The organism is Parapedobacter composti, from assembly GCF_900112315.1.
Taxonomy (GTDB): Bacteria; Bacteroidota; Bacteroidia; order Sphingobacteriales; family Sphingobacteriaceae; genus Parapedobacter; species Parapedobacter composti.
Genome location: NZ_FOLL01000020.1, coordinates 34,560 through 49,359 on the forward strand (window position 1 = coordinate 34,560; position 14,800 = coordinate 49,359).

General features: G+C 49.6%; 17 protein-coding genes. 11 read left to right on the top strand and 6 right to left on the bottom strand.

From position 1 onward, the window contains the following. The first annotated feature begins 39 nt into the window (after positions 1–39). Positions 40–1,626, top strand: a complete 1,587-nt coding sequence (locus BM030_RS16925; protein WP_090974793.1) for an OmpP1/FadL family transporter — start codon at positions 40–42, stop codon at positions 1,624–1,626. A gap of 96 nt (positions 1,627–1,722) precedes the next feature. Here BM030_RS16925 and BM030_RS16930 read toward each other — a convergent pair whose 3' ends face one another. Then, positions 1,723–2,202 (bottom strand): Dps family protein, encoded by a 480-nt coding sequence (locus tag BM030_RS16930; protein ID WP_090974794.1) that lies wholly within the window; start codon positions 2,200–2,202, stop codon positions 1,723–1,725. 67 nt (positions 2,203–2,269) lie between these two features. After that, positions 2,270–3,625, bottom strand: a complete 1,356-nt coding sequence (locus BM030_RS16935) for an NfeD family protein (protein ID WP_090974795.1) — start codon at positions 3,623–3,625, stop codon at positions 2,270–2,272. 27 nt (positions 3,626–3,652) lie between these two features. Here BM030_RS16935 and BM030_RS16940 point away from each other — a divergent pair, with 27 nt between their 5' ends. Genes BM030_RS16940 through BM030_RS16950 form a run of 3 tightly spaced genes read left to right on the top strand, consistent with a single transcriptional unit; the run spans position 3,653 to position 5,954 of the window. Further along, positions 3,653–4,408, top strand: a complete 756-nt coding sequence (locus BM030_RS16940; protein WP_170845796.1) for a DUF4905 domain-containing protein — start codon at positions 3,653–3,655, stop codon at positions 4,406–4,408. Positions 4,409–4,426: 18 nt separating this feature from the next. Beyond that, entirely contained in the window at positions 4,427–5,320 is an 894-nt protein-coding gene (locus BM030_RS16945) for a DPBB and LysM peptidoglycan-binding domain-containing protein (protein WP_244519032.1), read from the top strand. Then, positions 5,307–5,954 carry a uridine kinase family protein gene (locus tag BM030_RS16950; RefSeq protein WP_090974797.1) on the top strand — a complete coding sequence of 216 codons (648 nt, stop codon included), beginning with the start codon at positions 5,307–5,309 and terminating at the stop codon, positions 5,952–5,954. Before BM030_RS16945 ends, BM030_RS16950 begins: the two co-directional genes overlap by 14 nt. Here BM030_RS16950 and BM030_RS16955 read toward each other — a convergent pair. The 3 genes from BM030_RS16955 to BM030_RS16970 all read right to left on the bottom strand — a co-directional run bounded on the left by BM030_RS16955 (position 5,949) and on the right by BM030_RS16970 (position 8,902). Then, positions 5,949–6,608: a 3-oxoacid CoA-transferase subunit B gene (locus tag BM030_RS16955; RefSeq protein ID WP_090974798.1), complete on the bottom strand. Its 660-nt coding sequence runs from the start codon at positions 6,606–6,608 to the stop codon at positions 5,949–5,951. The genes BM030_RS16950 and BM030_RS16955 overlap by 6 nt on opposite strands. A gap of 23 nt (positions 6,609–6,631) precedes the next feature. Further along, positions 6,632–7,333 carry a CoA transferase subunit A gene (locus BM030_RS16960; protein WP_090974799.1) on the bottom strand — a complete coding sequence of 234 codons (702 nt, stop codon included), beginning with the start codon at positions 7,331–7,333 and terminating at the stop codon, positions 6,632–6,634. Positions 7,334–7,663: 330 nt separating this feature from the next. Then, the gene (locus tag BM030_RS16970; protein WP_090974801.1) at positions 7,664–8,902 is read right to left on the bottom strand and encodes an MFS transporter; all 1,239 of its coding nucleotides are present in this window, start codon (positions 8,900–8,902) and stop codon (positions 7,664–7,666) included. Positions 8,903–9,052: 150 nt separating this feature from the next. Between BM030_RS16970 and BM030_RS16975 the strand changes: the two genes are divergently transcribed. From BM030_RS16975 to BM030_RS17000, 6 genes are all read left to right on the top strand, one after another. Then, the gene (locus BM030_RS16975) at positions 9,053–9,682 is read left to right on the top strand and encodes an AlbA family DNA-binding domain-containing protein (protein ID WP_090974802.1); all 630 of its coding nucleotides are present in this window, start codon (positions 9,053–9,055) and stop codon (positions 9,680–9,682) included. Positions 9,683–9,730: 48 nt separating this feature from the next. Next, positions 9,731–10,168 (top strand): hypothetical protein, encoded by a 438-nt coding sequence (locus tag BM030_RS16980; RefSeq protein ID WP_090974803.1) that lies wholly within the window; start codon positions 9,731–9,733, stop codon positions 10,166–10,168. Between the two features lie 5 nt (positions 10,169–10,173). Beyond that, the gene (locus BM030_RS16985) at positions 10,174–10,815 is read left to right on the top strand and encodes an SCO family protein (protein ID WP_090974804.1); all 642 of its coding nucleotides are present in this window, start codon (positions 10,174–10,176) and stop codon (positions 10,813–10,815) included. Then, positions 10,812–11,237, top strand: coding sequence for a c-type cytochrome (locus BM030_RS16990; protein ID WP_090974805.1), 426 nt, complete (start codon positions 10,812–10,814; stop codon positions 11,235–11,237). The genes BM030_RS16985 and BM030_RS16990 overlap by 4 nt, the downstream gene beginning before the upstream one ends. Before the next feature lie 220 nt (positions 11,238–11,457). After that, a complete protein-coding gene (gene fabG / locus BM030_RS16995; RefSeq protein ID WP_090974806.1) occupies positions 11,458–12,201 on the top strand; it encodes a 3-oxoacyl-[acyl-carrier-protein] reductase in 744 nt (247 codons plus the stop codon). Positions 12,202–12,245: 44 nt separating this feature from the next. After that, positions 12,246–13,238, top strand: coding sequence for a long-chain-fatty-acid--protein ligase (locus BM030_RS17000; protein ID WP_090974807.1), 993 nt, complete (start codon positions 12,246–12,248; stop codon positions 13,236–13,238). Between the two features lie 50 nt (positions 13,239–13,288). Here BM030_RS17000 and BM030_RS17005 read toward each other — a convergent pair whose 3' ends face one another. Next, positions 13,289–13,627: a DUF3276 family protein gene (locus BM030_RS17005; protein ID WP_090974808.1), complete on the bottom strand. Its 339-nt coding sequence runs from the start codon at positions 13,625–13,627 to the stop codon at positions 13,289–13,291. Positions 13,628–13,884: 257 nt separating this feature from the next. Between BM030_RS17005 and BM030_RS17010 the strand changes: the two genes are divergently transcribed. Further along, positions 13,885–14,757: a LiaF transmembrane domain-containing protein gene (locus BM030_RS17010; protein ID WP_090974809.1), complete on the top strand. Its 873-nt coding sequence runs from the start codon at positions 13,885–13,887 to the stop codon at positions 14,755–14,757. Positions 14,758–14,800: the final 43 nt, after the last annotated feature.

Below are 14,800 nucleotides of genomic sequence, written 5' to 3' on the forward strand. Positions count from 1 at the left end.
TTGGCCGTTTTTGTAAAACTTAGGAAAACCAATAGCTATATGCATATCAAGCGAATAATTCCGATAACACTATTATTATCTGCTTCAGCTATCGTTGCCGAGGCGCAGTATTTGCAGGACGTATTACGTTACTCCCAACCCGAACAAGGCGCTACCGCAAGGTTCAGGGGCCTGGGGAACGCCCAAACGGCACTCGGCGGCGATTTAAGCTCCATTTCAGGCAATCCCGCCGGACTCGGATTCTTTGGCCAATCAGACATCAGTATCTCGTTTGATTACCTCAACGATGTAAATAAGGCTGGTTATTTCGGTACTTCGTCCCAAAACGCGGTGGATAGACTGGGGATCAGCCAAGTCGGCGCCGTCTTCCATATCCCAACACGCAGGCCGAGGGGCAATAGTCTCACTTCCGGATGGCTGAATTTCAATCTGGGTATCGGCTATGCGAAGACCAATAACTTCAATACCAAAATCGGTTACAGCGGGGAAAATCCTTCTTCCACATTCGCTCATTTCCTGGCCGACGAAATTGACTACAATGGCTCCATGCTGGGCGAATTCGGCTATGCCAGCTACCTTGTCGATTTCAACGGCATGAACCCGAATGACACCTACCATTACCCCATTGCACTGGAAGGCAACAACTTCCAGGAAAACATCTATACACAGACCGGCACACAGTCTGAAACCAACTTTTCGTTCGGCGCAAATTACAGCAACCGCTTTTACATCGGCGCCTCCGTCGGCTTTGCAGCATTCAACTACACATCAAGGCAGCTGTTCAAGGAGCTGGGATATACCAAAACCGTGAGCGACATCCATCCGGATAACCCTAATTCCGAATTCCTCGACCCGGCGTCAGATGCGAATATGATTCTCGACGCAGAATACGATTTGGCATACGATTTCGATCAGATTGCCCGGGGGCGCGGCATCAATGCCAAAATCGGCTTCATTTACAAACCACTCCCCTATTTGAACATCGGCTTCACCGCGGCTTCGCCCACGTGGTATAACGTAACGGATGACACACAGGAGCTTTTGGATGTGCTTTATTACGATAATGCCCAGGCAACGGAACCCTTCCATGAGTACTATTCCAGCGAAGATGACGGCCTGTATTACCTCGAGTACCGGCTACGGACCCCATACCGCCTTACCGGCGGCCTTTCTGCGGTACTCAGCCAGGGGCTTATCAGTGCAGACATCGAATACGTAGACTATAGCAGCATGCATTTTTCTGCCAGCGACGCCTTGCCGTTAAGCGAAAAAACACGGGTTGACAACGATATGGCCGATGGGATTGCAAACACTTATACGGGTGCCGTTAATTTCCGGATAGGCGGAGAATACCTGTTGGCGGATAATCTGCTGGCCAGGGCGGGTTATGGCCATAACGGATCGCCCTATAAAGACCAGAAGCTTACCAGCCAAACCGTATCGGGAGGTTTAGGTTACCGGCACAATAACATGTACATCGATGCAACCTATCAACATTTTTCCCAGTCGTACGAAAACAATCCTTATACCGTCAGCGACTGGTGGGGGGCTGATGTACCCACACCGGCTGCTTCCGTAAAGAACAGCCGAAGCAGCGTATTCCTGACGTTAGGCTTTAAATTTTAAGCCGTACAGACGGGCATAACATATACAAAATAAAACAGGCTGCTCAGTTGCTGAGCAGCCTGTTTTATATAACCGTATGCATATCGCCTATCCCCACTAAGCCTTATTCACAAACGCCCGCAGCATCCAATTCTGTTTTTCGTTGAATTGCATAAAGGCATTGATCATATCGTTAGTGCCTTCATCTTCTGCTTCGGACGTGATTTCCAGCAGGTCTCGCTGCATGGCAATCAGCGCTTCCAAATCGTCAATGATGGTCCTTACCATGTCCACATCCTTCATCCCTATGGTATTCACCTCTTTGATTTCTGCATTGGCCACATAATCCTGAAACGTGCTGTAAGGGGCCTTGCCCAGTGTCAGTATGCGTTCGGCCAATTCGTCTATAGTGGTCAGCGCGTTGGTATACAGTTCCTCGAACTTCGCATGCAAGGTAAAAAAATGGTTGCCGCGCACATTCCAATGGCATCCCCGCAGCTTCTGGTAATGGATATGGTAGTTCGCCAAGAGGTCGTTCAAATGATCAACCACGGGTTTCAATTTTTTCTCCTCTAAACTGATTGCTTTTGGGTTCATGATGTTTTGATTTAAAAGTATTTTGTAAATAAAACAGTGAAAGCTACAAAAAGTTTATTTCACGGTATCACCCGCGCTTCTTCCTGACAAAGAGGTTATAGTTTTCATGCTTCTCCACATAAACAGCTTCTCCGGCATCGATGAAGCCGTCAAGGGCTACGGCATCATACCACCGCTCATCGATTTCCACTTTGCCTGAGGGACGGAGAACCGTTTTGGCTATGCCTTCCTTACCGACCAGTTCCAGGTTCTTCACGGCCGATGTGTACCCTTCAGCGGAACGCTGCTCTCCCTGCAATACCAGCCGCCTGAACGCGCGCGTATTGAGCAGACTTTTCCCGAAAATCACCATCAACACCGTTGCCGCTACCATGGAAGCGATGACCAACAGAAACGCATTGAGCAGCATGCCCGGCTTCCCGATGGAAAAATCAAAATAATCGTTCGCAACCAAGCTGAATGCCAAACCACACACCAAGCACAAAATTCCCAGTATACCGGCCACGCCGAATCCAGGAATTACAAACAACTCCATCAATACCAAAACAATCCCTACCACAAACAGCGCTATTTCCCAGTTATCTGCCAGCCCTTGGATGTACAGCGGAGCAAAAAACAATACCGCCGCAATAATAGCCACTACCAATGCAAAACCTACTCCGGGCGTTTGCAGCTCGAAATAAATACCGCCGATAATAAGCAGCATCAATACCCCGCTTACCGCCGGATTAATCAAGAATGCAATAATCTTGTCAATAGCAGTTATTCGGTGCACCGTCACCTGCGCGCCTGCCATTCCCTCCGCCGCAAGCACTTCGGTTGCAGATGACAGTTCTGCCTCGGCAAGCTTGATATTGACTGCTTCAGAAGAGGTTAACGTCAGGATCTTACCCGCCGGTTTAATATTGGGCAGTTCTACATCAGGATCCACAAAAGCTTCCGCAACTTTCGGATCACGCCCCTTAGCCTCCGCCGTTGCACGCATCAGCCCCCGCATATACGACTGGTGTTTCTCCGGCAGCACCTGCCCTGACCGGTCAACCACGCTTGCCGCACCAATGCTTGATCCCTTGCTCATGTAGATGCGATCAGTGGCCAATGAAATCAACGCACCTGCGGAAGCAGCATTATGGTTGATGAATACCGCCGTTTCCAGTGGCGAGTCCAGTATACGGGTACGGATGGAATCGGCAAAATTAACCATGCCGCCAAATGTATTCAGCTCAATCAATACCAAATCAACCTGTTTAGCTTCCGCCGCCTCGTATGCATTTTTCACTAAACGCCAGGCATTAGGGCCGATATCTTCTTTTAAATCGAATCGGTAAACGTGCTGTGCCTGGCTTCCAAAAGCAACCAATAGCATCCACACCGTTAGCGGCCAGTAAGCGAATGTTCTCGCCGATGTTATTTTTTTATGCATATTGCGCCAATCGTCATAATTTTGAGAATGGATAAATATACACTAAAAAACGTATTCCAAAAAAGTTTTTTGGGGGTTGTATGGCGCATGGAAGCGGACACCTCCCGTGGATGGCTGGCCATCGAAACCCGTAGGCAGGATACCGGTGTTCCCGCGTTTTCCGTGATCCGATATGCAACCGGTGAATCCATTATCCATGAAATCCATTACCGTGATCGGCATTGGACATTGGCCGGCGCCGTCAACGGAATGCTGATTTTAAAAGCCTTCGGCCACGATAGTCCCGCAGCCCCGGGCATCGCCTGCATCGACGCGGTAAACGGCCAGGTACGATGGGAACAATTCAACTACCAATTGCTTGCGTTGGACGATGGAGATTTAATAGTACGGCACCGTAACTTTGCCAGTGGCGGCGAACAACGGATAGACGCGCTACATGGCCAGCCAACACAAAAAAAAATTATACCAAATAAACCAACAGGCCATCCTATCGTCTTACCTGAACGATATAAGAATGGGACCCCCTTGTTATTAACGGAATATAAGATTTTCGGCGATTTATATCACTGCGTCGTCGGACAAGCAAATGTTTGGGCTTTTCATGAACAAACGGGCCAGCAATACCGTATCAGACTGGTCGTATCCAACGACTTAACAATACTGGCCGATAAGGTTATACTTGAAGGACTCCCCAAAATGCTGCCCGAGTTATTCTTTATGATTGCCAACCAGCTATTCATAATTGGCAATAATAAACGGGAAATTATATCGTATTTAGTATAATTGCAACGGAATTTCAAGATGAGCATTACACACCTGTTGAACCGATATTACCGCACAGCCTTTTTTGCAGCCTTGCTGACGGCATCCTGCTCCCTCTCTTTGGGCGCCGCCGCCATGCCTGTTGACTCCATAGGCGTAACGTATGAAAACGGCCAAAAAATCATTATCCATCAATTGGCCCCCAAGGAAACGTATTTCGGTCTAAGCCGGCAATACCACGTGCCTGTGAACCTGATTATCGCCGCCAATAAAAACAAAGCACTGAAAGTAGGCGATACGGTCCGGATTCCCATTGGATCTCCCCAGGCCGCGACCAGTTCCGCTACCCCGACCGCTACCCCGCAACAACAGCCAACCCTTCCCGAGCTTCAACCCGGCGAGTTTACGCAATACAAAGTGGGCAAGCGCGAAACATTGTATACAGTTTCCAAGCGATTCGGCATTTCCGTGGAAAGTATCAAGCGGGCGAACGGACTGACAAGCGATTCGATACAGGTTGACGCTATACTGAAGGTTCCCAATAAGGAACTCCCTCCCCCACCAACGCCGGTAAATGAAATCCTGGTAACCGATGAGACCGAGACAGAAGACATTCCGGAAATACCGGCCAACCGTTACGGCATCCGGGAACTGACCGAAAGAGGCGTAGGTGTATGGATCGATGACCTGGCCCAGGAAGGGGGAAGCATGCTGGCATTACATAAAACAGCACCGATAGGCACAGTTGTCAAAATCACCAATCCGATGACGCAGCTTACTACCTTTGCCAAAGTGGTCGGCAAATTCGCTGATACGGCCGAAACAAAGAACGCCATCATCGTCATATCCAAGTCGGCCGCAGCACTCATCGGCGTACTGGACCGGCGTTTCCAGGTCGAAATTGCATACGGTGCACCGAATGAAGCGAACTAACCCTCCTTATGTAATCGGTATCGCCGGGAGCAGCGGTTCCGGAAAGACGTTTTTCCTGAACTGCTTCCTGGACCACTTTGCCCCCGCAGAGATTGCGCTCATTTCGCAAGACGATTACTACATTCCCGCCCATACAAAAACGCGCGAAGAGAACAAATTATACAACTTTGACCTGCCAACGGCCATTGACAGGGCTGCATTTTATCACGACATCCAATCGCTTTTCAACGGCCGCACCATTTATCGCCAAGAATACACGTTCAACAATCCGGCGTTGACTCCAAAAACATTGGAAACAAAACCGGCTCCTATCCTGATTGTAGAAGGGTTGTTCATTTTCTACTATGCTGAAGTCAACACCCTGCTCAACCACCGGATTTTCCTCCATGCCGAGGAGGACATTGCCCTGCAGCGACGTCTTAAAAGAGACTTGATAGAACGCGGATACGATGAAGACGATGTGCGGTATAAATGGGAGCATCACGTCATGCCTGCCTACCGCAAATACCTGCTCCCTTTCAGGGAGCAATGTGACCGAATCATTATCAACAACACGGACGACCCCGTACCGATTCAGGCAATCGTAGACGAAATATCAGCCGATCTGCGGAGCAAAGCTCTTAAAACGCTATAGCTGCATTTCCGGCACATGGTCCGGAACGAAAAGCCGGCCCGCGGTGGCATTTCGTATCTGCGTTATGCTAACGCCTGGCGCACGCTCCAAAAGATGGAACCCGCCATGATCGATGTCAATTTCAAAAACAGCCAGTTCGGTAACCACCTTCCTGATACACCGCACACCGGTAAGTGGTAACGTACAACGTGGAAGCAGTTTACTCTCCCCCGCCTTGTTGACCTGCTGCATCGCCACGATGATATTCTTGGCAGACGCAACCAAATCCATCGCCCCGCCCATCCCTTTGACCAACTTGCCCGGAATCTTCCAATTGGCGATATCGCCATATTCCGAAATCTCCATCGCGCCCAGTATGGTCAGGTCAACTTTTTGTGCCCGTATCATTCCAAAGCTCATCGCCGAGTCAAACACAGCCGAACCGGGCAGCATGGTGATGGTCTGCTTGCCGGCATTGATGAGGTCCGGATCTTCCATACCCTCCAAGGGGAACGGCCCCATGCCAAGCAACCCGTTTTCCGATTGAAGCACTACCTCAATATATTCAGGAATATAATTGGCTACAAGCGTGGGTATACCTATTCCGAGGTTCACGTAATATCCGTCCCTGATTTCCTGAGCAATCCGTTTTGCTATTCCATTCTTGTCAAGCATCGCTTTCTGATTTTTGGATGTTGTTAAACCGCATTGCGCACGGTCCGTTGTTCAATCCGCTTTTCATAATCAGTGCCCTGAAAAATACGGTGTACATAAATGCCCGGGGTGTGGATATGGTCCGGATCCAGTTCGCCGGCCGCTACCAATACCTCCACTTCAGCAACGGTAATCTTCCCCGCCATGGCCATAATCGGATTGAAATTGCGTGCCGTCCGCCGGTAAATCAGGTTGCCCGCCGTGTCGCCCTTCCAGGCCTTTACGAGGGCAAAATCAGCCTCAAAAGCCATTTCCATCAGATAATCTTTCCCTCCGAAATTACGGATCTCCTTACCCTCCGCTATTTCCGTACCGACACCCGCCGGCGTGAATATGGCTGGCATGCCATAACCCGCCGCTAAGCAACGCGTGGCCAAAGTCCCCTGGGGTATCAGTTCCACTTCCAGCTCACCACTTAGCAGTTGGCGTTCAAATTCCGCATTCTCCCCCACATAAGAGGCAATCATTTTTTTTACCTGTCTTTTTTTCAACATCAACCCGATGCCAAAATCGTCAACCCCCGCGTTGTTCGAAATACAGGTAAGCCCGCTTATTCCCTGATTTACCAGTTCTTTGATACAATTTTCAGGTATCCCACATAACCCGAAACCACCAAGCATCAGGGTCATGCCATCGGTAATGCCAGAAATTGCTTCGCTGGCGTTCTTGACTACTTTAGTTATCATGGCGCATTATCATTGGTCACATCCATTGGATCCCGGCTGCTGACAAGTTAAAAAAATCAGCAAAATAAACCGCCAAAAAACTCAAAAAATCGAAGCCGTCAAATTAGAATTTTTCTAAATAAAAACTGTACCTTTGCATGGTGATGCGTGAAGAACAGGAAAACTTTTTGGCGTTTACGGAATTAGCGGATTCAATCCGATGCTGGGCCACAGACCCGCAACATTACAAAGGCTTGAACCCCTATAGTGAAGGCGGCTGCTGTGATTTCAAAAAATGCTGTAAAAAGTACAAGCGTGGTAAACGCTGCAAAAAATGCCCTAAGCGTTGATTTAATCTTCTACGAAGTCCAAGTCCCGGTTAAAACTTTCCTTTAGCTGACTGAGGGCCAATGCTGCAATACCAGTGAGTAAGAATACCATGATATACGCGGCAGTGATGATCCCCGTATGCTTTACAAAAAATTCAAACAACAACGTAGACGGAATCAGCGCACCCCGTACAAAGTTCGGTGCCGTGGTGGTAACCGTGGCCCGGAGGTTCGTGCCGAACTGTTCCGAAGCGATGGTCACAAACGTCGCCCAGTAGCCAATGGAAATTCCCATAAAGAAGGCTATCCAATGAAACTGCCGTTCGGTTAACCCTTCGCTGCTGAGGTACCAAACCGACGATACGATAATCAATATTTGGAATAAAAACACCGCCAGCCGACGGGATTTCGTGACCTGGGCAAAAAGACCGGCAACGATGTCTCCAATCGACAACCCAAGGTAAGTAAATAAAATACCCTTGCCTGCACTCAAGGTAACCGGGGCGTGCAGCGCTTTGCCGAACTCGGGGGCCTGGGTTACCAAAATACCCACGACAAACCATATGGGCAACCCTATCAACAGGCAATAACAATAACGTCTCAGCCGGTCACCATTCGTAAACAGCATGCTCAGTTTCCCTTTCTCTATTGGTTTAGCGGCAACTCCCTTGAACATGCCCGATTCAAACGTGCCTACCCGAAGTACCAACAAGAGCAATCCCATGCCTCCGCCAACAAAATAAGCGTTGCGCCAATCAAACAGTTCCGATACATAATAAGCGGCCACCGCTCCCAGCACGCCTACCGAGGCTACAATCATGGTGCCGTATCCCCGCTTGTTCTTGTGCATACTCTCGCTCACCAACGTGATACCTGCGCCCAACTCGCCTGCCAAACCAATTCCGGCGATAAAGCGGATAATGGCATACGTATGGATATCGTGAACAAACCCATTGGCGATATTGGCCAATGAATACAGCAAAATCGAGCCAAACAACACTTTAATGCGCCCATACTTGTCGCCCAGTATTCCCCACAGCAAACCACCGAGCAACAGGCCGCCCATCTGCATGTTCAATACATATTCCCCATCCACGCGCATAGCAGCCTCCGGTATCCCGATATCCCGGAAACTCTGCACACGCACAATCGAGAAGATAACCAGATCATAAATGTCAACAAAATAGCCCAGTGCGGCAACGGTTACCAACATCCACGCATTTTTCTTCTGGGATGCAGTCAGGCTTATGTCTTTGGTCATTATATTCCAGAAATTATGGCGCTAAATTAAAACTTTAATTGAATCGCAGACCACCGATTTGGAAATTTCACATTCCAGCGGCGCCGTATATAAAAATTTCTGCCTATCTTAGTCACATCCCGGCACCCACCGATAGGTAATCATAGAGACGTGACCCTCAAAACACTGATATCGCAAGGAGAAGGCCAGCAGCTTGATTTTAAGAATCGGATCAGCAGCTGCGAAAAAATCGCCAAGACGCTCGTTGCTTTTGCCAATAGCAAAGGGGGCAAGCTGCTGGTAGGTGTTGCCGACGATGGCCGCATCAAAGGCGTGAAAAATGAGGATGAAGAGCGATATATGTTGCAACGCGCCGGCCACCTATACTGCCGGCCCGCAATCGAATTACGATTTGATGAAGTCTATATCGACGAAAAACTTGTGCTGCTGGCCGAAATTGCCGAAAGCGACACCAAGCCACATTACGCCCTCGGCGAAGATCACAAATGGTGGGTCTATGTGCGGGTTCAAGACAAAAGCATCCTGGCCGGAAAGGTGGTGGTGGATGTATTGCACCGCGGCAACCAGTCCACGGGCGTACTCATCAACTATACGGACAAGGAAAAGGAACTGCTCGCCTATATCCACAGCCATCCGAAATCTGAACTGGCCGATCTCTGCAAACACCTTCGCCTTTCAAAACGGAAGACCCAACGCATGCTCGTTAACCTCATCGTAGCCGGTATCATCGATGTGCACAGCGGCGACGGCGAAGAATATTATACCGAGAAAGCACCATAGATACCTAATTGTTCCCTATCTTTGCACGACACCAATACAGTACATACCATGAGAAAATTGCTTTTTGCAATCGCTGCATTTCCCGCGATTCTTTCCGCATGCAATGGCGGAAGTGGCGCCAGTGCTGACCAACTGCGCGAAGAAGCCATCGCCATACACGACGAAATCATGCCGCAGGTCAGTAGCTTTGACCGGAATACCGTTAAAATTGATTCGCTATTGGCCAACCTGCCGGAATTAAAAGCGGCCAATCCCGACCTGGACACCGCGCAGACGCGCATTGAATTAACGGCCCTGAAGGGGCGCCTGGAAGAGGCTACCGACGCCATGATGGAATGGATGATGGCATTTGAAGTGGATCCGCAGGAAAAATCGGCAGATGAAACCAAAGCTTATTACGAAGGTGAAGTAGAGAAAGTTAAGCGGATGAAGCAGTTATTCGAGGAAGTATCCAAAGAAAGTGCAGAAAAATTAGCCCCATTTTAACCATCATGCGTATTTCCCTTTTGTTGATTGGCACAGTACTGCTTGCCACAGGATGCAACCACGGGGGCACTACCAAAACGCTTCCCATACTGGGCGAACGAGATACGGTATCGACCTTGGTGGATGGCAAGACGGTAATAGACACCGTCTACAAACGTATCCCGGATTTCGAATTACTCAACCAGGATAGCGTACTGATTACAAACAGCCTGTTTGACGGCCGCGTATATATCGCCAACTTCTTTTTTACGCACTGCCCCAGTATCTGTCCCACCATGCAGCGCAATCTGCTGAAAGTATACGAAAAATATAAGCATGACGACCGGCTACGCTTTCTTTCGCACAGCATCGATTTCCGCCACGATTCGCCCTCCGTACTTAAAGCGTACGCCGAAAAATTAGGGGTTACCAATCAGCATTGGCAGTTTGTAACAGGCAGTAAAGCCGACATTTACGGCCTTGCGGACCACTACATGGTATACACCAAAGAAGACAGTGCCGTGCCGGGAGGATACGATCATTCAGGATACTTCCTGCTGGTAGACCCCGAGCGGCGCATCCGCGGAGCGTATGACGGAACAAACGACGACCAGTTGCAACTGCTGTTCGATGATTTGGAAATTCTCCTGAATGAATACACCCCATGAGAAACACCTGCATTGCCATTGGTGCTGCGCTTCTGGGATTATACGTTACCGGCCAATCCTGCCAAAGCGGCGAAGCCATCCGCACGGCCCAATACATTACGAACGGGCAGAAAATCTATTCCATGCATTGCCAGAATTGCCATGGGGCCAGAGGCGAAGGGTTGGGCAATCTCTACCCCCCGCTTACAGACACCGCGTTCCTGCTCAGCCACCGGCAACAGTTGGCCTGCATGGTAAAAAACGGCATCTCCGGGCCCATGGAGGTAGACGGGCGGGTATTCAACACGGAAATGCCCCCCAATCCCCAGCTAGCCCCGGTGGAAATCGCTTACGTACTCACGTATATAGGCAATTCTTTCGGCAACAAGATGGGCATCTTTCCGCAAGAAGAGGTTCAAGCCGTGCTGGATAACTGCAACTGATACCAACGGCTCGTTTTCCCTCGGCGATGATGCCCGCCGGAGCTTCGCCTGCAGCGAAGCAGAACGTTGCTGAGACACGCCCAAAAGTGCGGCGGACCCCAGCTTGCGGCCAGCGGGCTTAGAAATTTGAACGACACCCGTTCCAGATACCATGCAATTTAATTAAGTTTGCGGCCGGAACCATAGTGCATTTAAACGTAGTGCATTTAAACATAGAAACATGAAGTTACTTGAAGGAAAAACCGCGCTGGTCACCGGTGCGTCGAAAGGGATTGGCCGGAAAATAGCCGAAACATTTGCCCAGCATGGGGCCAACGTGGCGTTTACTTACCTTTCATCTGTAGAAAAAGGGCAGGCGCTCGAAAGTGAACTACAAATGCATGGAACAAAAGTAAAGGGCTACCGTTCGGATGCTTCCAAGTTTGATGAAGCGGAGAAGCTTATCGGTGATATCGTCACCGAATTCGGCACGATAGACATCGTGGTCAATAACGCGGGGATTACTAAAGATGGCCTGCTGCTCCGCATGACCGAGGAACAATGGGATGATGTGCTGGCTATCAATCTAAAGTCCGTGTTCAATGTCACTAAAGCCGCCTCCAAAATCATGATGAAAAACCGCAAAGGCGTATTCATCAACATGAGTTCGGTGGTAGGTGTGCAGGGCAATGCGGGGCAAGCCAACTACGCGGCTTCCAAAGCAGGTATCGTCGGTTTTTCAAAGTCGGTAGCCAAAGAGCTCGGCTCACGTAATATCCGAACCAACGTCATCGCCCCCGGCTTCATCCGCACGGAAATGACTGACGTGCTGGACCCCAAAGTGGTGGAAGGGTGGGAACAGGACATTCCCTTAAAACGTGCCGGAGAGACGGAAGACGTGGCCAATGCTTGCCTGTTTCTCGCGTCAGACCTTTCCTCGTACATCACCGGGCAGGTCATTTCCGTCTGCGGCGGAATGCTTTAAACGGTGGCGGATGAAGCCGCACCGCGGCCATAGCAGACAGCAAGATGAGCAAGCACATCCCCCCACTTCACCGGTTGTTTGACGTACAAAGCCCTCAAGCGTTTGAAGCGGTGTGCATGGCGGTGTTCCATTATCAGGCGCGTCATTGCGCCATCTACCGCGAATACCTGTCGCTGCTTGGCATCGTTCCTGAAACAATCCACCGAAGTGAAGACATCCCGTTTCTGCCCATCGAATTTTTCAAAAGTCACCAAGTGATATCCGGCAATGAGTTGCCCCAGGTTGTTTTCAGCAGCTCCGGCACCACGGGCAGCTTACAAAGCCGGCACTACGTGACCGATTTAACCGTCTACCAACGGAGTTTCCGTACCGCTTTCGAACGGTTTTATGGCCGCCCGGACGATATGGCGATCTTGGCCCTTCTCCCCGCCTATGCCGAACGGGAAGGATCGTCGCTCATCTACATGGTAGACGACCTCATCAAGCGCAGCAGACATCCGCTCAGTGGATATTTCCTGTACAACCACGGCGAACTGAAACAGGCGCTCGAATCAACCCGAACAAGCGCAACAACGACCCTGCTCATCGGCGTTACCTTTGCGTTACTGGATTTCGTAGAAAATCATCCGGTTGATTTTCCGGCGTTGACGGTGATGGAAACCGGCGGCATGAAAGGCCGCCGGAAAGAAATGATCCGCGAAGAGGTGCATGAGCGGTTATGTACGGGATTTAACGTGTCGGCCATCCACTCGGAATATGGGATGACGGAGCTGCTATCTCAAGCCTATTCACACGGGGGCGGACTGTTCCGCTGCCCGCCGTGGATGCGCATCCACATCCGCGACACCAATGACCCGTTTACACTGTTGCCCACGGGCCGCACAGGAGCGATAAACATCATCGATTTGGCCAATGTCCATTCCTGCGCCTTCATCGCTACGCAAGACCTCGGAAAAATCCACGCCGATGGCCGCTTTGAGGTGCTCGGCCGCTTTGACCAGAGCGATATCCGTGGGTGTAACTTATTGGTGCAATAAAAAAAGCCTCACAACAAGTAAGGCTCAGCATCTATCTTTCGGAGACACGGTTAGTATGCGAATCCGTCCTTCGCATCCAAATCCTCCGCTACGCCTACCCCGTTGCTTTCAAAACCGGGCTCATAACGTTTTTCCACAACTTCCTGATGCGCTTTGATATAATCAACAACCTCATTCAACCCCTCCGCAAATTTCTCGAAATCCTCTTTATATAAGAATATCTTATGCTTGATGAATGCTCCGTCTTCGAATCGTTTCTTACTTTCAGTGATGGTGATGTAGTAGTCGTTGGATCGCGTCGCCTTTACATCGAAAAAATAAGTGCGTTTACCAGCCCTTACCTTTTTTGAAAAAACCTCTTCACGCTCTTTGTTGTCAAAATCTCCCATGGTTAAGCTTTTAATTTTTTACTCTCAGAATCGGGATAAATATAAAAGAATTTAGTTGATTAATACAAATGTTTGCCATTTTTTGTACAAAATATTTTTAATCGGGCTCTATTGCATCTAACACCCCATATGGCGCAACTATTCACCGGAAAAAAAAGGCCGTTCACCGAGAAAAGAACAGCTGTTACCTAATCACTGTTGCAGAAAGCGTACATTCCAGCTACCTTTGGATGTCAAAAGTGTTTAATTGAGCAGCTATGAATAAACAGCATCCCCCAACAAGCAACAATGCCAATAATGGCAGGATGTGGGCAGGAATCATGATTTTGGGTATTGGCGTCATATTACTTGCCGGAAAATTGGGCGTTGATTGGCTTTTCCCCCGCTGGATATTCAACTGGAATAATTTTTGGCCCACGATATTGATTGTTGTCGGACTGATCGTCGGCGGCAATTCCAACTTCAGGAACCCCGTTGCGGTGTTCCTGATATGTTTCGGTGGCTTTTTCCTGCTCAAACATATCTTCGGTTTTAACATCGGTCCTTTTATCGGGCCGGCCATCATCATCGGCATCGGGCTATGGCTTCTGCTTGGTAAAGGGAGAGATACGTCCTGCCCGCCAAGACCATCCGGTTCCCGCGCATCGAGTGGGCTCCACGGACAGCAACAACCGCATCATTTCGAATGGGATAAGCGCGTGGCTGATGAAACCGGTAACCCTGCGCCGGACGGGGATACGGCTTTTGAAGGAACAGCGGGTCAAAGTGCCTACGAGAATAACGTAAACAGTGAAGACTACGTGAAGACCACAGCCCTGTTCAGTGAAGTAAAAAAGACGGTCATTTCCAAGCGGTTCCAGGGAGGCGAGATCGTCAATATTTTCGGAGGCACCAACATCAACCTTATTCAGGCTGACATCCAGCACCCGGTGGTTATCACTGTGTTTCAGCTGTTTGCCGGCATGAAAATCATCGTTCCACCTCATTGGAAAATACAATCAGATATGGTGTCTGTTTTCGGAGAAGTGGACGACAGGCGTTTTACGCACGGGATACCGCAAGACGACCAGAAAATCGTCCACATCAAAGGCACGTCGATATTCGGGGGGGTTACCATCAAAAACCTATAGTTAACCGCAAGCACCAAACGGCGCCCGGCAAATACCGATAACC